General features: G+C 49.6%; 18 protein-coding genes. 15 read left to right on the top strand and 3 right to left on the bottom strand.

Going from position 1 to position 16654, the window contains the following annotated elements; all coding sequences use genetic code 11:
* Positions 1–10: 10 nt before the first annotated feature.
* The 3 genes from fliD to NST23_RS25585 are packed head-to-tail and all read left to right on the top strand — an operon-like array spanning position 11 to position 2291.
* The gene (gene fliD, locus NST23_RS25595; protein ID WP_173596420.1) at positions 11–1528 is read left to right on the top strand and encodes a flagellar filament capping protein FliD; all 1518 of its coding nucleotides are present in this window, start codon (positions 11–13) and stop codon (positions 1526–1528) included.
* Between the two features lie 15 nt (positions 1529–1543).
* Positions 1544–1921 carry a flagellar export chaperone FliS gene (fliS, locus tag NST23_RS25590; protein ID WP_173596421.1) on the top strand — a complete coding sequence of 126 codons (378 nt, stop codon included), beginning with the start codon at positions 1544–1546 and terminating at the stop codon, positions 1919–1921.
* 7 nt (positions 1922–1928) lie between these two features.
* Entirely contained in the window at positions 1929–2291 is a 363-nt protein-coding gene (locus tag NST23_RS25585; protein ID WP_254456801.1) for a flagellar protein FliT, read from the top strand.
* A 38-nt stretch (positions 2292–2329) separates the two neighbouring features.
* On the opposite strand, the gene NST23_RS25580 is transcribed toward NST23_RS25585, so the two are convergent.
* Positions 2330–2506: a putative motility protein gene (locus tag NST23_RS25580; protein ID WP_173599936.1), complete on the bottom strand. Its 177-nt coding sequence runs from the start codon at positions 2504–2506 to the stop codon at positions 2330–2332.
* A gap of 151 nt (positions 2507–2657) precedes the next feature.
* Between NST23_RS25580 and NST23_RS25575 the strand changes: the two genes are divergently transcribed.
* From NST23_RS25575 to NST23_RS25555, 5 genes are all read left to right on the top strand, one after another.
* Positions 2658–3467 (top strand): motility protein A, encoded by an 810-nt coding sequence (locus NST23_RS25575; RefSeq protein ID WP_122966083.1) that lies wholly within the window; start codon positions 2658–2660, stop codon positions 3465–3467.
* Positions 3460–4263: an OmpA family protein gene (locus NST23_RS25570; protein WP_217022141.1), complete on the top strand. Its 804-nt coding sequence runs from the start codon at positions 3460–3462 to the stop codon at positions 4261–4263. Before NST23_RS25575 ends, NST23_RS25570 begins: the two co-directional genes overlap by 8 nt.
* 377 nt (positions 4264–4640) lie before the next feature.
* The gene (locus NST23_RS25565) at positions 4641–5444 is read left to right on the top strand and encodes a basic amino acid ABC transporter substrate-binding protein (protein WP_063229276.1); all 804 of its coding nucleotides are present in this window, start codon (positions 4641–4643) and stop codon (positions 5442–5444) included.
* Positions 5445–5531: 87 nt separating this feature from the next.
* A complete protein-coding gene (locus tag NST23_RS25560) occupies positions 5532–6206 on the top strand; it encodes an amino acid ABC transporter permease (protein WP_173596424.1) in 675 nt (224 codons plus the stop codon).
* A gap of 90 nt (positions 6207–6296) precedes the next feature.
* The gene (locus NST23_RS25555) at positions 6297–6494 is read left to right on the top strand and encodes a cold shock domain-containing protein (protein ID WP_063229318.1); all 198 of its coding nucleotides are present in this window, start codon (positions 6297–6299) and stop codon (positions 6492–6494) included.
* Positions 6495–6567: 73 nt separating this feature from the next.
* Here NST23_RS25555 and NST23_RS25550 read toward each other — a convergent pair whose 3' ends face one another.
* Positions 6568–7620 carry an HD-GYP domain-containing protein gene (locus NST23_RS25550; RefSeq protein WP_217022142.1) on the bottom strand — a complete coding sequence of 351 codons (1053 nt, stop codon included), beginning with the start codon at positions 7618–7620 and terminating at the stop codon, positions 6568–6570.
* Between the two features lie 208 nt (positions 7621–7828).
* On the opposite strand from NST23_RS25550, the gene hpf reads away from it, so the two are divergent.
* The 4 genes from hpf (at position 7829) to prfB (ending at position 13109) form a co-directional block, all read left to right on the top strand.
* Positions 7829–8383 carry a ribosome hibernation-promoting factor, HPF/YfiA family gene (gene hpf / locus NST23_RS25545; RefSeq protein ID WP_122966087.1) on the top strand — a complete coding sequence of 185 codons (555 nt, stop codon included), beginning with the start codon at positions 7829–7831 and terminating at the stop codon, positions 8381–8383.
* A gap of 198 nt (positions 8384–8581) precedes the next feature.
* The gene (gene secA / locus NST23_RS25540) at positions 8582–11101 is read left to right on the top strand and encodes a preprotein translocase subunit SecA (RefSeq protein WP_122966088.1); all 2520 of its coding nucleotides are present in this window, start codon (positions 8582–8584) and stop codon (positions 11099–11101) included.
* A gap of 320 nt (positions 11102–11421) precedes the next feature.
* Entirely contained in the window at positions 11422–11871 is a 450-nt protein-coding gene (locus NST23_RS25535; RefSeq protein ID WP_063229281.1) for a hypothetical protein, read from the top strand.
* Between the two features lie 124 nt (positions 11872–11995).
* A protein-coding gene (prfB, locus tag NST23_RS25530; protein WP_122966089.1) for a peptide chain release factor 2 occupies positions 11996–13109 on the top strand; the annotation gives its coding sequence in 2 pieces (ribosomal slippage) (positions 11996–12076 and positions 12078–13109; 1113 coding nt in all).
* Between the two features lie 8 nt (positions 13110–13117).
* Here prfB and NST23_RS25525 read toward each other — a convergent pair.
* Complete coding sequence (locus NST23_RS25525; RefSeq protein ID WP_173596427.1) at positions 13118–14536, bottom strand: PAS domain-containing sensor histidine kinase; 1419 nt, start codon at positions 14534–14536, stop codon at positions 13118–13120.
* A gap of 143 nt (positions 14537–14679) precedes the next feature.
* Between NST23_RS25525 and NST23_RS25520 the strand changes: the two genes are divergently transcribed.
* The 3 genes from NST23_RS25520 (at position 14680) to argC (ending at position 16648) form a co-directional block, all read left to right on the top strand.
* Positions 14680–14949, top strand: a complete 270-nt coding sequence (locus NST23_RS25520) for a YciI family protein (protein ID WP_122966091.1) — start codon at positions 14680–14682, stop codon at positions 14947–14949.
* An 82-nt stretch (positions 14950–15031) separates the two neighbouring features.
* A complete protein-coding gene (gene cccB, locus NST23_RS25515) occupies positions 15032–15397 on the top strand; it encodes a cytochrome c551 (RefSeq protein ID WP_063229284.1) in 366 nt (121 codons plus the stop codon).
* 210 nt (positions 15398–15607) lie between these two features.
* Positions 15608–16648: an N-acetyl-gamma-glutamyl-phosphate reductase gene (gene argC, locus NST23_RS25510; protein ID WP_122966092.1), complete on the top strand. Its 1041-nt coding sequence runs from the start codon at positions 15608–15610 to the stop codon at positions 16646–16648.
* Positions 16649–16654 lie beyond the last annotated feature (6 nt).

Genomic DNA, 16654 nt, shown 5'->3' with positions numbered 1-16654 from the left:
AGGTATAAAGATGGGTATTCGAATTAGTGGTATGGCTTCTGGAATGGACACGGAGAAAATTATCAAGGATCTGATGAAAGCACAGCGTGAACCTGTTAATCGCTTGCAGCGGAACAAGTATAGCACTGAGTGGAAACGCGACGCTTACCGGGATATGAACAGTATTCTGGTTGACTTGCAAAACACGATTAAGGGTCTTCGCATGGCGAGTAGTTTTAACAAAAAGATAGCTGCTTCAGAGAACGAAAGCATTGCCTCTGCCAAAGTGGTAGGCAAGCCTTCCTTGTCATCTTACACTGTTGAGGTTACCAAGTTGGCGAAAGCAGGGACTCCACCTACTGCTGAGTTCAATACCTCGGTGACTGATTCAAAGGCTGCTGTTGGGGGATCCGATTTTACTTTTACCATTAGCAAGGATACGAACGGTGATGGTAGCATTAATGGATCGGACGCTACAGGAGTGACAATTTCAGTTGCAGGAGCCAATGATTCTTTAGAGGCGATTGTGAACAAAATTAACAGTGCAAATGCTGGTGTAAAAGCTAGTGTATTTAACAATAAGTTAGTAATGACCTCAGAGGACGGAAAAACATTCCAGGTACAGGCTTCTGCCAGCAACAACTTAGATATCGATACCGCTGTTAAGACTTCCACTGCCGGAACAGCAGGAGAAGAGGCAAAATTTAAAATTAACGGGGTAGAATATACCTCACCTACAAACACGATTTCTTTTGACGGTATGGAGATCACGTTAAAACAGGCAAGCGCAGGTGGTCCAGTAGTCGTTAGCACCAAGACTGACGAAGATGCCGTTTACAACATGGTAAAAGATTTTGTCGATAAATATAATGCGGTCATTGAAACGATCAACAAGAAAATCTCTGAACCGAAAAATAAAGGCTACCAACCGTTGCTTGACGAAGAAAAAGAAGAACTCCCGGAAAAAACCGCAGAGAAACTGGAGGCTATGGCCAAGAGCGGAATTTTGTTAAGGGATCCTATTCTGTCGAGCGGATTGAACGAACTGCGCCGCGCCATAAGCACGCCTTTGCAAGCAACAGGTATCAATAAAGCATTCGATACTCTTTCCGAAATTGGAATTACAGGTGCTCCTAGCGGTAAAAATGCCTATTTGGAAAATGGTAAGCTATACCTCGACGAGACTAAACTTCGTGAAGCGATTCGAAATAATGGCGATGATGTTCTGAAGCTTTTCACCAATTATAGCGATGAGAAAACCGATCTCGGAAAGAAATACAATGAAAGTGGCGTAGCAGAACGTCTGTATAGTCAATTGAATCAAGTCATGGACAAAATTACGAAAGAAGCTGGTGCAGCAGGCACAATCGCGGATAATAGCGTTTTGAGCAAGAAAATCCAGCAAACAGATGATGATATTTCTCGCTGGGAAGATCGGCTGAAAGTTATCGAAGATCGTTACTGGAAACAATTTTCAGCAATGGAAAAAGCGATGTCCCAAGCCCAATCTCAAGGCTCTTGGTTCGCCCAAATGCTAGGCAAGAGCTAAAAAGGAGTGATGCAGATGTTGCAGAACGCTGCTCAGACATACCAATCCAATCAGGTAACGACCGCTACTCCTGCAGATTTGACATTGATGTTATACAACGGTGCGCTTAAGTTCATTAAACAAGCCAAAAATGCCATCGAAGAAAAAAATGTAACCAAGGCTCATGAGGCCTCTCTGAAAGTGCAAAACATCTTGTATGAGCTTATGTCCACCTTGAACAACGATTATTCTATTTCCAAAGAATTTGTCAAACTTTACGAGTATATGCTCCAACGTACTATTCAAGCAAACATGCGCAAAGATATAGCGATTCTAAGTGAAGTAGAAGAATTGTTTGTTCAATTCCGTGATACGTGGAAAGAAGCCATGCAATTGGCCAAGAAACAAGGATAAGGTGCACATGATGGACGAGATGATGGCTACTCTCTTGGAAAGCTTGCATGAAGCGACACAACGTCTGGAGCAAGCTGTGGCAGTAAAGGAGTCGAATCCGGATGATTGGCTGGCAATTTTGGATGAGCGTGAAGAGTTAATCCATCAAATGCAGGAGAGATTCAGTGCTGGATCAGTGCTGACAGAAGCTCAACGCGTTCAATTGACTCAAATCTATGAAGTAAATCAACGGCTGATTCCTTTGATAGAAGGTTGTAAACAAGGCGTACAACAACAGTTAAACAACCTTCACCGCAGCAAGCTCGCCATGAATTCTTACAACGAGGCAGGTCCAAACGGTTACGGGGCTTTTTTCGATCGAAAAAAATAAAAAAAGGCCGGGTAACCGGCCTTTTTCTTTTCCGAATCTTATACGCGAATATCGATGGCTTTCCCAAGAGTAGGATGACTTGCCTGAGCCACTTGAACGTTGTTCTGGGTCTGGGCCAATCCCTCCAGCATGATAGAAGCTTGTGCTTGCATCGTCTCTTGTACTTGATTGGTTACACTAATGCTAACTGCTTGTTGCAGTTGGATAGCATTCACAGATGGTCACCTCTTTTCAAAAATTTCCTTACCTTTTAATTATCGACATTTTTTAACGTTACTTTCATTACAATCATTTGTCTGTCTTTTGAGCATTCTCTATCTGCTATAATTTAAAGTGATCTGTTTTAAAACTAGGAAGGTGACACCATTGTCCACAAAACGCCGCTCACTCGTCTTGATCGGAGCCGTCCTCCTCATTTTCATACACGCGGTTTATTTAAACGGCAACCTCGGTGATTTGCTGAACGTGACCGCTATTGAGCTGGTCGCGCTCTCTGTGGTTGTGTCGTACGCGATCAAGCGCAAGCATCTTGATGTAAAAAAAATCGTCCGCCTTCTGATTCACGGAAGGGACAGCAACGTAGAGGAAACGATCAAGCGCTTCTACTATTACGCGCTCGTTCAAAAAGAACAGGGATATATCGCGCTCGAACGCGAGCTGCACCAGGAGAAAGATTCGTTCGTGCAGCGCGGCAGCCTGCTGGCGGTAGAGGGTGTGCCGGAAGAAGAGCTGCGAATGATTCTGGAAAACGAGCTGAAGGGCGAGCAGTATCGCTATCAGCAGGCAGCGGGCTTTTTCCGGCTGATCAGTTTGCTGGCGCCAGGGATGGGGCTGGTAGGGACTCTGCTCGGGATGACAGGGGTGTTGAAGTCGCTCGAAGACATGGCGCTCACTGGGCACAGTCTGAGCGCAGCGGTGGTCGCCACGCTCTATGGCGCGCTCCTTGCGAATTTGTTCGCTCTGCCGTGTTACTACCGGATGATGGACTTGTATGACCGGGAAATGTTTGAAAAACGGCTCTACATCGAAGGCTGTGTTGGATTGCAGCGGATGGAGACGCCGCGCCTGTTGTTTGAGAAGCTCAATTCGTTTTTGCCTGGCGACCAGAAGCTGGTGCTCGTCAAGGAGCCTGGCAGCATGAAGGGCACGATTGAAAGGCAGGATCGCTATGCATGACGATCGGTTGTACGACGAGAAGGAGCTGGAGAAAAGCTGGCTGATCAGCTACAGTGACTTGATTACGCTGTTGTTTGTCATCGTGATCATCATCGCAGCGACGCAGTTGACCAGGATTCAGACCGAGCGCGAGGCTGCCAAAAAGGAGCAGGTGGAGCACGAGGCCAATCTTAAGCAGGTGCATCAAAGCCTTGATCTGTTGAATTTGCAAAAGCTCGAGCTGGAGCGCGAGATTCATCAGCTGGAGGGGCAAAAGAAGGTGCTCACAGGCACGATTGACGAGAAAGGCTCGCAGGAGCAAGAAATGGCGAATTTGCCTAAGTTGCCTGCTGGCATGCCAGACTCGGGTGAACGCGATATGGAGACGGTGCACAACCAGCTCTCCTCTGCTCTGGCGGAACTGAATCTGGACTATGAGGAGACCGAAGAGGGATTGCGTATCCGGCTTCCGGAGAAAATTTTGTTCGGCAGCGGCTCTGCTGATCTTCAGGAGCAGGGGAAAGAGGTCGTAGGCACCGTAGCCCAGGTGTTGCAGCGCTATGAGCACAAAGTGCGGATTGAGGGCTACACGGACGATGTGCCGATCTCGCGCAGTTCATTCAAATCCAACTGGGAGCTGTCCTCTGCCCGCGCCATTGCAGTAATGCGGGAAATGGTTGATGCATATTCCTTGCCGGCATCGCGCTTTACGGTCGCGGGATTGGGAGAATACAAGCCGCTCGTGGATAATTCCAACGATGAGAACCGCGCACGCAACCGACGAGTGGAAATTATTATTTTGGCGGAAAAAGAATAATTCGTATTTTTCTGATAAATTAATGTTTTTAGGCAGGATTTTTATATACAGGATAGAAGTATATCCGGTGTATACGAATCCTGTTTTTTCTTGTGAAAAACGTCTCGGCGGTTTTCATGAAAGCGGATATGTCGCTTTGCGGCCAACAAAACGGTCTTGACCATTTGTTGCCAGCTCCGGTTCTATCTCTCCTATCGCTTCCGTAACCATAGTACCAGGGCCGCAGAACAAGCAGGAAAATAGTTATACCCAGCTTGTGCACAACGCTATGTGGATAATGTGGATAACTTTGTGGAGAACGCAAAAAACACACGATTTCCATGTGGACAGTGCTGGGGAAAAGTATGCTATACAGAGAGAAACAAGGGGGATTTCGAATGGGTTTCGGGAAAAAGTGGTTCAAGTCTCTTGTGCTGGTAGCAGGTGTGGGGCTTTTGGTCTCTGCCTGTGGTTCGGGAGGCCAGCAGTCTTCGGGAAGCGGTACGAGCGGTGGCGGTTCCCAGGACAAAGTATACGTGGTCGGAACGGATGCGGCTTACCCGCCATTCCAAATGCTTGAGGCTGACAAGATCAGCGGGCATGACATCGATGTGATGAATGCGATTGCGGAAGCGGGAGGATTCAAGATCGAGTGGAAAAACACAGGCTGGGACCCGCTGTTTGACGGCCTGGACAAAGGCACGGTGGACATCGGGATATCGTCCATCACGATCACGGACAAGCGCAAGGAGAAATACGACTTCTCGGATTCGTACTTCGAGGCGAATCAATTGATTTTGGTCGCAGAAGACTCCCCTGTCAGCAAGCTGGCTGATCTGAAAGGCAAAAAGATCGGGGTACAAGCTGCCACTACAGGGGAAGAGGTGGTCAAAAAGGCGTTTGGCGATACGTATGAAGGCTTGAAAGGCTATGACGACATGCCTTCGTCTGTGGACGACTTCTTCAATGGCCGTGTCGATGCAGTTGTAGGTGATAATGGCGTACTGCAATATTACGTAAATAAAATCAAAGACAAGAAATTCAAACTGATCAAGGACGACTCTTTTGAAAAAGAATTTTACGGCATCATGGTCAAAAAAGGAAACACAGACGCTCTGAACAAAATCAACGACGGTCTGAAGAAAATCAAGGAAAATGGCAAGCTCCAAGAAATTTATACCCAGTATTTCGGCAGCAAGTAGTCAGCGATAACAAGCCGGGTGCGCCGCGAGGACGCGCCCGGTGTTTGTGAACTCCAGTGCTGACACACAGGAAGGGAGGACTTGCCATTGGACTGGAGCGTCATCTATGAGTACAGGGAACTGTTTATCCGCGGCATTATCAATACGATTTTACTGACGGCAGTAGCTACCGTTTGCGGGACTTTCCTCGGGCTGTTTATCAGCTTGGGTAAAATGTCGGCCAACCGCTTTTGGCGGTGGACATGCTCTATTTATGTAGAGTTGTTTCGGGGAACGCCGATGCTGGTGCAAATTTTGCTAATCCACTTCGCCGTCATTCCGTCGATATGGGCGGTGTTTTTTCCGGGAGAGAACAGTCCTGAAGCGATTTATTCCGGTTTTGTAGCGTTGTCGCTCAATGCTGCTGCGTACATCGCCGAGATTTTTCGGGCGGGGATTCAATCGATCGATCCAGGGCAGATGGAAGCGGCGCGCTCGCTGGGGATGACAAAGGGGCTGGCGATGCGCCTGATTGTATTGCCACAGGCGTTTACGCGCATGCTGCCGGCGATCGGGAACGAATTTATTGCCCTTTTGAAGGATTCGTCCCTCTGTGCGGTAATCGCGACACCAGAGTTGAACTACGCCGCCATGAACGTGGCGAAGAGCACATTTGAGCGCTACCCTCCTTACTTGACGGAGGCAGCCGTCTACCTGGTGCTGACACTGTTTTTGTCACGGGTCGTCGTGCGCGGCCTGGAGAAAAAATATTCTACGAGATAGAAGAATGCGTTTCCTCGAATTGGGGAGACTATGGTTGTACACAAAGGATTTTTATCCAAATTTTTACAAAAGAAAGGGTTGTGCTGTTTCATGCAAGGCAAAGTTAAATGGTTTAACGCAGAAAAAGGATTCGGTTTTATCGAGCGGGAAAATGGCGATGATGTATTCGTCCACTTCTCGGCCATTCAAACGGATGGATTTCGCACACTGGAAGAAGGACAAGCTGTGGAATTTGATATCGTGGAGGGCGACCGCGGGCCACAGGCAGCGAACGTCGTCAAACTGTAAAACATATCGATGACAGCAAATCCCCCTGGCCGCGCTACCGGCTCAGGGGGATTTTTAGTAAGGCAGCTGTAGTTCAGCTGATCATTCTCGTAATGAATAGCTCCCGATAATCGCGCAAATCCACAAATTCGTCTCCTCTGCGGACGAGTGGACGCATGGGTTCATCCGTATGAATCATGATGATTTCGACGTGGTCGCCATTGTTGAGCAAAGCCTGGGAGCCGACATAGAGCAAAATGATGTACTGGATAAAGCGGGAGACGATCAGCGGATTCAACTTGCCCTGGCATGCCAGTTCCCACAGGACGTTGGCAGCCTGGAAAGGAGAGGTGCCGCGACGATAGACGCGATCCGTACATATGGCATCAAAAACGTCTGCCACGCTGATGATCTGGCACTCAAAGGGGATGTCTTTCTTTTTGCGGCCGAGTGGATAGCCGCTGCCATCGAGACGCTCGTGGTGCATCAAGGCGCATCTGGCAATCCATTCGTCAGCGTCTTCCATCGATAGGAGCAGCTCATTGCCGTAGATGGTGTGGCGTTTCATGATCTCATACTCTTCATCGGTCAAGCGGTCTGGCTTGGCTAAAATCTCATCCGGGATCATCATTTTCCCGACGTCGTGCAAAAGACCTGCTTGTCCCAGGCGATAGATTTCCTCCTGGGGTCGTCCTAAAATTTTTCCTATCAGGGCAGCCACGATTCCTACATGAAGAGAATGGCGGTACGTGTAGTCTTCCGTCCCTTCTTTGATGTAGATGAACCGAAGAAAGCCCATTTGCTGGAGAACCTGATCCAGCAGCGGATAAAACGTGCTGTTGAACTGCTGCAAGGGAGGAACAGAACCTGTAGCGATCTGTTTGAATAAATGCTCGGTTTGCTTGACTGCTGCAATGTACTCACGGGCAGCCTGTGCCTCGTTCCAATGCAGCATGGGCAACGGCACCTCAGGAGTTTCCTGTTCAGAAGCGACATGCACCGACTGGATTTGATGCGCTTCCAAAAGGCGAATGTCACTCATGTGAAGGACAGCTCCGGCGGGCAAAAGAAGCAGGCCGTACTCATTGTAGACGTCTTGCGCGAGCGTTGTGCCAATAATGGAATGAGAAGGTTTCACCTCTGCCATGAGGATTCCTCCAGTGCGATGACGACCGCGATATATAGGATAGAGTGATTACCCTTCTATTATAGCATAGGGCATCTAGTAAGTATTGGTAAAATTCTGTCGACTGTTGCCGGATTGTAAAATTTTCACTAAGATTTTTTTGAGATTGGAGCAGGATTATTTACAGGGGTGCCGAATACCTATATATAGACGGAAGGAGGTTGGAACCATGAAATTTAACATTCGTGGAGAAAACATTCAAGTCACCGCAGCACTGAGAGAGTATGTGGAAAAGAAAGTCGGCCGTCTCGAAAAATATTTCGAAACAACGCCTGCCGATGTACAAGTTACCATGCATGTACATCGCGGAGAAGGCACGATCGAGGTAACTATCCCGCTTGCCGGGGTCATTATCCGAGCAGAAGAAACACACGAGGATATGTATGCCGCTATTGATCTGGTGGCAGAAAAGCTCGAGCGTCAAGTTCGCAAGCACAAAACGAAATTGATGCGCAAGCTGCGAGTTGATTCCGCTGCGAAAGTAGGCCAGCGCGACAGTCAATCCGTAGCTGTGATAATACCAGATGTCGATGAGGAAGATGTTGATATCGATATTGTCAGAACAAAACGTTTCGACTTAAAACCGATGGATGCGCAGGAAGCCGTCATGCAGATGGATATGCTGGGACACAGCTTCTTCGTTTTCCAAAATAGCGACACCAACGATGTCAGCGTGGTGTACCGCCGCAACGACGGGCGCTATGGATTAATTGAACCGAAATAACGAAACTTTACACCTTGTTACTCGTATAAGACTAGGGAGTTGCTTTTGGCAACTCCCTTTACTTGTGTATATGAGCTTCTATTTGTTAAAATAGCTTTTTAGAAAGTCTTATTTTCGTAGAATCGATCTTATTTTATTTCAGGCTTAGGCCAAATCATACGATATGTTTGTTCGGAAGCATATGGAAGGGGTGTCCTCATGTTAGGACTCGTTAAAAAGATATTTGGCGACAGCAACGAACGTGAAGTAAAAAAAATGTTCAAGCGCGTGGAAGCAATCAATGCGCTGGAATCAACTGTATCTGCGCTTTCCGATGACCAGCTGCGGGAAAAAACAGCGGAATTTAAAGCGAGACTTGCTCAGGGAGAGCCGCTCGACAAAATTTTGAATGAAGCATTTGCTGTTGTCCGCGAAGCGTCCAAGCGGGTTTTGGGCATGCGTCACTTCGATGTTCAGCTGATTGGTGGTATGGTGCTGCAAGAAGGCCGTATCTCCGAGATGAAAACCGGTGAGGGGAAAACATTGGTTGCCACCCTGGCAACGTACCTCAATGCTTTGCTCGGCAAAGGCGTTCACGTCGTAACTGTGAACGAATACTTGGCAGAGCGCGACTCGCGGATCATGGGTCAGCTCTACAACTTCCTGGGGCTGACAGTCGGTCTGAACAAAAACGGACTGAGCCCGGAAGAAAAGCGGGAAGCTTACGCTTGTGATATTACGTACGGTACGAACAACGAGTTCGGTTTTGACTATTTGCGGGACAACATGGTTCTGTACAAAGAACAGATGGTGCAACGTCCGCTCTTTTTTGCCATCATTGACGAGGTGGACAGCATCCTGATCGACGAGGCGCGTACTCCGTTGATTATTTCCGGATCGGCCAACAAATCGACTGAGCTGTACTACATCTGCTCGCATTTTGTGAAGCGACTGGAGCCGGAAAAAGACTTTACCATTGATGAAAAGCTGAAAATCGTCAACCTCACGGACGAAGGGGTAGGCAAGGTTGAGCAAGCTTTCAATATCGACAACCTGTACGACACGGCGCACATCACGTTGAACCACCATATTACCGCAGCGCTGAAAGCACAAGTGCTGTTCAAGCTTGACGTGGACTATGTGGTGCAGGAAGGCGAGGTTGTGATCGTCGACGAGTTCACAGGACGTCTGATGGTCGGCCGCCGCTACAGCGATGGCTTGCACCAGGCGATCGAAGCCAAGGAAGGGCTGCGCGTGCAAAGCGAGAGCATGACACTCGCGACGATTACGCTGCAAAACTACTTCCGTATGTACGAGAAGCTGGCAGGTATGACGGGTACGGCCAAAACCGAGGAAGAAGAGTTCAAAAAGATTTACGGCCTCGATGTCGTGGTCATTCCGACGAACAAGCCAGTCATTCGTCAAGACATGCCTGACCTGGTGTTCAAGACAGAAGCAGCCAAGTATCGTGCGGTTGTAAACGATATCGTCGAGCGTCATAAAAAAGGTCAGCCGATTCTCGTTGGTACGATTTCCATTGAGAACTCTGAGCGCCTGTCGCATATGTTGAAGCAAAAAGGCGTTCCGCACAGCGTATTGAATGCGAAGCACCATGAGCGCGAGGCGGAAATCGTCGCTCGTGCCGGTCAGTACGGGGCAGTGACGATTGCTACCAACATGGCCGGTCGCGGTACCGACATCCAGTTGGGTGAAGGCGTAGCGGACTTGGGCGGTCTGCACATCATCGGTACAGAGCGCCACGAGAGTCGCCGGATCGACAACCAGCTGCGCGGACGTGCCGGACGTCAAGGGGACCCGGGTTCCTCCCAGTTCTTCTTGTCGATGCAGGATGAGCTGATGCGTCGCTTTGGCGCGGACAACATCATGAACATGATGGATCGCTTGGGCATGGAAGAAGACATGCCGATCGAGAGCCGTCTGGTGACTCGCGCGGTTGAATCCGCCCAGAAACGTGTCGAAGGCTCCAACTTCGATGCACGTAAAGGCGTACTCCAGTACGACGACGTGATGAACCAGCAGCGTCTCGTTGTTTACAAGCAGCGCAAAGACATCCTGGAGCAAGCTAACTTGAGCGATGTCGCGCTGAATATGATCTACAGCGTGCTGGAGCGTGCCGTCGAACAGCATTGTCCAAAAGAAGAGGTTCCAGAGGATTGGGATCTGCAAGCATTGGCAGATGCGGCGAACAACGGCTTCCTGCACGAAGAGAACATTACCGTTTCCATGCTGAAAGGCAAAGAAGCAGAAGAAATTCTTGAGCTTTTGAAAGCCGAAGTCAACAAACAGTACAAAGAGCGCGAAGCTCAAATCGGCGAGATGATGCGCGAGTTCGAAAAAGTGGTCATTCTGCGCGCTGTCGACAGCAAGTGGATGGATCATATCGATGCGATGGATCAGCTGCGCCAAGGGATTCACCTGCGCGCCTATGCGCAAAACGATCCGTTGCGCGAATACCAGTTTGAAGGCTACGAGATGTATCAAGCCATGCTTGCTTCCGTACAGGAAGAGGTGGCAATGTACATCATGAAGGCTGAAGTGAGCCAAAACCTGGAGCGCCAGGACGTCATCCGCGGCCAAGGCATTGATCCAAGCCAGCTGCAAACTTCCGGCCCTTCGGAAAATCCGGAAGCGGAAGAGTCCAACGATGCGGACCCGAAAAACCGCGCACAGCGCCGTGCTCAGGAACAGGAACGCCGCCGTCAAAACAAAAAACAGTAGGTCAATCGAGCACTCCTCTTTGCAGCCGCATTTTGCTGCGAGAGGGGTGCTTTTTTCATTTCTTTGCTCAAAAGAAGTGGCATCTCGACACAATGAGAGCATGTAGTCGCCAAAAAGCTCGAACAAGCCGAATTTGCAAATTGTTTCCTGACGCATAGACACTATTCGTCCTGATCTTTTCCTCGCCGCCTGTTATGGTCGGTCTATTTGTCTAACACTGGTAAAAGTCATCGAACGATTCAGGTGGAAATGTTCGGAAAAATCAATAGAATCATAAGTACAACACTTTTACCAAATACACGGGGACGGGGGAATGGGACATGAAAGCGACAGTCAACGTGATGGGCATACAGACGAAAAACATGATGGAGAGAATCGGGGTTACACTCAAAGCGGTATTGAAAACAGCGGGAGAACATAAAAAAGTCAAATGGATCGCGAAGGAAGAGCGCGGGGAGGAGCCGGCCGTCTTTACCGCAGAAGACCCTGTCTTCTATGAAGAACGGCTGACAGCAGAGATCCCGGAGCCGAACTGGACGCAAGGAGTGCTCATTCCGCCAAAAGGCATGCTGGATCAACGCCAGCGAAGTCCGGTGGCTGCGGGGCAGAGAAAGCGCAGAGTAGAACGAAGCAAACAAATGATACGCAAACGAGCGGTACAGGTGCGCAAGGATCATCTCTCATTGGTGGTGGCGCCGCAGGCGGATAATAAACAACCACATGAAATCCGAGACTTGAGATCCTCGCCATCACCGCCGATGGCCACATAGCAGAGCACACGCCAGACAAAAGGCGAATCACACTTTTTACGCACGGCAGGTTGCCAGGTTTGCGGATCTAGCGAATTACGTTACAATAAACTTAGCTTACGTAAAGAGAAGGTGACTCGCAAAAATGGCATTGATCGATATTGCGGACATCAAACAAGAGATGTCCAGTATGGCTAAGCGTTTAGCGGATATCAGGGGGTCTCTTTGACCTCCCTGTAAAGGAAGAGCGGATCGGCGAATTGGAAGAGCGCATGCTTGCTCCAGACTTCTGGGACGACAACGAGGCTGCGCAAAAAACAATCAGCGAGCTGAACGCTATCAAAAGTCTTGTCGAGACGATGGGCAAGCTGGATTCCCAATACGAAGACCTCCAGTTGATGCTGGAACTCGTCATCGAAGAAGGCGAAACTTCCCTCATCCAGGATTTGTACGACAGTACCCAGGAGCTGAGAAAGTCGTTTGAAAGCTTTGAGCTGGAGCTGCTTTTAAGCGATCAATACGACAAAAACAACGCGATCCTGGAGCTGCATCCTGGTGCCGGGGGAACGGAGTCGCAAGATTGGGCATCCATGCTCTTGCGAATGTATACACGTTGGGGGGATGCCAAAGGCTTTAAGGTCGAGACACTCGACTATCTGCCAGGGGATGAAGCAGGTGTCAAAAGCGTTACCCTCCTGATCAAAGGGTACAACGCTTATGGATATTTGAAATCGGAAAAAGGCGTGCACCGTCTCGTGCGCATTTCCCCATTTGATGCCTCCGGGCGTCGCCATACATCATTTGTTTCCTGCAACGTTCTCCCGGAAATCGAGGACGACAATGCAGTCGACATCCGCACGGAAGACCTCAAGATCGACACCTATCGTTCCAGTGGTGCGGGTGGTCAGCACATCAACACGACTGACTCCGCTGTCCGGATTACCCACTTGCCGTCAGGCATTGTGGTTACGTGCCAAACCGAGCGCTCACAAATCAAAAACAGGGAGCGGGCGATGAAAATGCTGACGGCTCGCCTGTTTGAAAAAAAGAGGGAGGAGCAGGAAAAGACGCTGGCTGCGATTCAGGGCGAGCAGAAGGATATCGCCTGGGGAAGCCAGATTCGTTCCTACGTTTTCCATCCGTACAGCTTGGTAAAAGACCACCGGACGAACATGGAGGTAGGAAACGTTCAGGCTGTCATGGACGGCGAGATCGACGCTTTTATCGACGCGTATCTGCGCGCGCAGATCAATCGATAGAGAGTCGCTTATGACTGCACGACTTTCGGCAAAGTAATCATGACGGTGGTTCCTTTGCCGAGTTTGCTCGTGATTTCAAGCGTACCACCATGATCGCGAATGATTTTGGAGCTTACGAGAAGCCCCAGACCCGTTCCGGTTTCTTTTGTAGTGTAAAATAGCTCTCCCAATCGCGGAAGCAGCTCCTCGGGTATGCCGTGGCCTTGATCGGTTACCCGAACCAGGACGTTCTGATCGTCCTCGACGACTGCAATGGAGAGGATTCCTCCTGACGGCATGGCTTCCATGCCGTTTTTTATGATGTTGATAAACACTTGTTTGATTTGATACTCCTCACAAGGAATCAGCGAAGTAGCTGACGGAAAATGTGTCACGATATTCACGTTTTTTAACAGCGCTTGTGGCGCAAGCAGCTTGATGACAGAGTGAAGCAGCGGCAGCAGACCGTTTGGCGCGTACCGCTGAGTCTGTGGCTTGGCCATCAGCAAAAGCTCGCTCGTGATGGAAGAGATGCGCTCGATTTCGGAAAGCATGATTTGCACATATTGATGGTTTGTTGCCGGTTCGCTTTCCATCAATTGCAGGAATCCTTTCAATGAAGTGAGCGGATTGCGGATTTCGTGCGCGATGCCTGCGGCAAGCTCGCCGAGGGCGGAGAGCTTGTCCGAGTAACGCAGCAGCTCCTCCGAATGCCGCCGCTCTGTAATATCGCGGGCAACGATCACGGTATTTTTCACGTGGCCGTCTGCTCCGATGTCCGGCGTTCCTTTGAACTCAAAAATAAGCATCCGGCCATCGGGATGACGATACGAATACTCGGCTTCCAGTGGTATCTTGTCCACGATCATCTTTTGAAAATCAAGGCTGGCGGCTTGACGCTGCTCAGGCTGTATCAAAACGGAAAAGTGCCGGAGCAAAATGTGTGAGGCAGACAGACCAAGAACGGATTGAATCGATGGCGATGCATATGTAATGTGCCCGTTCAAGTCGACAATCAAAATCAGATCCATGATGTTTTCCGAAATCAGCCGAAAATTTTCTTGCATGAAAAGTAACGCTTCTTCTGTCTGCTTTTGGCGTGTAACATCCTTGGCAATCGAATAGCGGCAAACGATTTCTCCGTTATGAAAGATTGGGAAGCTGGAGATGCTGATCTCCAAATAACGTCCGTCCCGATGTCGGAGACGGTACGGTATATTTTTGCGAACGCCTTCTTTAAGCAGGCTAACCAGTCTTTCCTTGTCCGGCTGAGGAACAGGGGCAATCAGCTCCCACATTTTCATCCGCAGCAGTTCAGGAGCGGAGTAGCCCAACAGTTCTTCTCCTGCGGCGTTGACGCCAGTAAGGTTGCCATGCATGTCGATAATGTAAACAGCATCGGGATTGTTATGGAAGAGCGAATTGTACAACTGCAACTGCGTACCCATACCTGACCGCCTTTCTGTCGCTTCTTGCTCCATTTCAAAACGTTCGCTGTAGAGTGAAAAAATCCTACCCGGGCTAAAGTCCTGATTGTCAAATATGGTATACTGCAAACAAACGCACGAACTGATAAGGAGAGGGTTCACGCATGTTGTATGTCGCTTTTTTGCCGATTGTTGATCAGGAATTGAATGCCAAAATCAGGCCAGCGCATTTGGAGTATATTAACGATCTGTACCGTCAGGACAAGGTGTTTATGGCAGGACCATTCACGGACAAGCAGGGCGGTCTGGTCATCTACAAGGCAGAGTCCTTGGAAGAAGCGCGCAAACTGGCCGAAGCCGATCCGGTCGTAGTAGAAGGGGCGCGGACTTTGGAGCTGCGCGAGTGGAGCCCGCTTGAACTGCCTTTGACCTAAATTCGGCAGGGAGAGGAATGAAGAAGTCGTCGTCGAGGCATACTTAGCGAAGAATTTCTACTTAAATAAGGAGGGAACAGCCTTGAAACGCATCCCGTTCACCCTGCTTGCGGCTGTACTCACATTCTCGCTAGGCGCCTGTGGCGGCGGCAATCAGCAGACGCAACCCCCTGCTGAGAAGCCGGCTACTGAATCGCCTTCCACCACGGCTCCATCCGGCAGCTACGATGCTGCAACGGCAGAAACGCTGTTTAAAAACACCTGTGCCGGGTGCCACGGCCAATCGCTGGAGGGCGCAGTTGGTCCCAACTTGCAAAAGATTGGCTCGGAACTGACAAAAGATCAGATATTGGAAGTGTTGAACAAAGGCAAGGGCGCGATGCCGCCTGGACTGGTAAAAGGGACAGACGCGGAAAACATCGCAGCTTGGCTTGCTGACAAAAAGTAAATAACGGCAAGAACGAAGCGCTCGGAGAATATCCGGGCGTTTTTTTATTGCTAGGGACTTATAAAAATTCATGCTGGCGAAGAACCAATTAAGGCTGAGCACCAGCAGAAAAATTAGCGCATACAGATTTGCCAGTTGTATTTCATCTGAATTTTTATTATCATTCATGTATAAAAATACAAAAACGGATATAAAGAAAGGGAGAGGTTCATGGTTCGGGTCGGAATCGTTGGGGCAACTGGTTACGGCGGAGCGGAATTGATTCGTCTGCTGGCTGGCCACCCTCAAGTTGAAATAGCAAATGTATATTCAAGCTCGGCGGATGGAGAGGGACTGGAAAAAACGTTTCCGCATGTAAGCGGGCTGGGGTTGCCAAAGCTTTTGCCTATTGATGCGGACAGCATGAGCAAAGCGAATGATTTGATTTTTCTGGCCACGCCTGCGGGGGTCAGCGCTGGATTGTCTCCACAACTCGTCGAGAGCGGCGTGAAGGTGATCGATCTGTCCGGCGATTTTCGGTTGGAGAAGGGCGATGTATACAAAGCCTGGTATAAAAAAGAGCCAGCGCCAGCCAGCTTTGTTGAGCAGGCGGCATACGGACTGACGGAATGGAATCAGGAGCAGGTCGCAGGTGCCAGTCTCATTGCCAATCCGGGATGCTATCCGACAGCGGCACTCCTCGCTTTGATTCCTTTGATGAAAAGCGGATGGGTCAAGCCGAACAGTTGGATCGTTGACGCCAAGTCAGGTGTTTCCGGGGCGGGCCGAGGTGTTTCGCTCGGCGTTCACTACAGCGAAATCAACGAAAGCATCCATGCTTACAAAGTAGGCAGCCACCAGCATACGCCAGAGATTGAGCAGGAGTTGCACAAGCAGAGCGGCGTGGAGACGATCGTGCAGTTTACTCCTCACCTCGTGCCGATGACGCGCGGGATTTTGGTCACGGCTTACGGGCAACTGAGCCAGGAGGTAAGCCAGGCGCAAATACAGGAGCTGTACGAAGCGACTTATGCTGACAAACCGTTTGTCCGTGTACGTCCAGCGGGAAGCTATCCGCATACGAAGGAAGTGTACGGCTCCAATTACTGCGACATCGCCATTCATGTAGATCAGCGTACGGGTCGGGTCGTTTTGCTGTCCGTGATCGACAACATGATGAAGGGGGCAGCAGGCCAAGCGGTGCAAAATATGAACGTCATGTTCGGAATGCCAGAAAAAACGGGTTTGCCGCTCGTTCCGGTATTCCCGTAGAGGAGG

This window comes from Brevibacillus sp. FSL K6-0770, assembly GCF_038000275.1.
Taxonomy (GTDB): domain Bacteria; phylum Bacillota; class Bacilli; order Brevibacillales; family Brevibacillaceae; genus Brevibacillus; species Brevibacillus parabrevis.
This window is presented reverse-complemented; position numbering and strand designations above follow the sequence as displayed.

Coding starts and splice junctions, on each gene's coding strand:
- NST23_RS25565 (WP_063229276.1), top strand. CDS start 4,641: ATGGGTTTCGGGAAAAAGTGGTTCAAGTCTCTTGTGCTGGTAGCAGGT.
- fliD (WP_173596420.1), top strand. CDS start 11: ATGGGTATTCGAATTAGTGGTATGGCTTCTGGAATGGACACGGAGAAA.
- NST23_RS25550 (WP_217022142.1), bottom strand. CDS start 7,620: ATGGCAGAGGTGAAACCTTCTCATTCCATTATTGGCACAACGCTCGCG.
- NST23_RS25555 (WP_063229318.1), top strand. CDS start 6,297: ATGCAAGGCAAAGTTAAATGGTTTAACGCAGAAAAAGGATTCGGTTTT.
- hpf (WP_122966087.1), top strand. CDS start 7,829: ATGAAATTTAACATTCGTGGAGAAAACATTCAAGTCACCGCAGCACTG.
- secA (WP_122966088.1), top strand. CDS start 8,582: ATGTTAGGACTCGTTAAAAAGATATTTGGCGACAGCAACGAACGTGAA.
- NST23_RS25570 (WP_217022141.1), top strand. CDS start 3,460: ATGCATGACGATCGGTTGTACGACGAGAAGGAGCTGGAGAAAAGCTGG.
- NST23_RS25520 (WP_122966091.1), top strand. CDS start 14,680: ATGTTGTATGTCGCTTTTTTGCCGATTGTTGATCAGGAATTGAATGCC.
- NST23_RS25585 (WP_254456801.1), top strand. CDS start 1,929: ATGATGGACGAGATGATGGCTACTCTCTTGGAAAGCTTGCATGAAGCG.
- argC (WP_122966092.1), top strand. CDS start 15,608: ATGGTTCGGGTCGGAATCGTTGGGGCAACTGGTTACGGCGGAGCGGAA.
- fliS (WP_173596421.1), top strand. CDS start 1,544: ATGTTGCAGAACGCTGCTCAGACATACCAATCCAATCAGGTAACGACC.
- NST23_RS25535 (WP_063229281.1), top strand. CDS start 11,422: ATGAAAGCGACAGTCAACGTGATGGGCATACAGACGAAAAACATGATG.
- NST23_RS25525 (WP_173596427.1), bottom strand. CDS start 14,536: ATGGGTACGCAGTTGCAGTTGTACAATTCGCTCTTCCATAACAATCCC.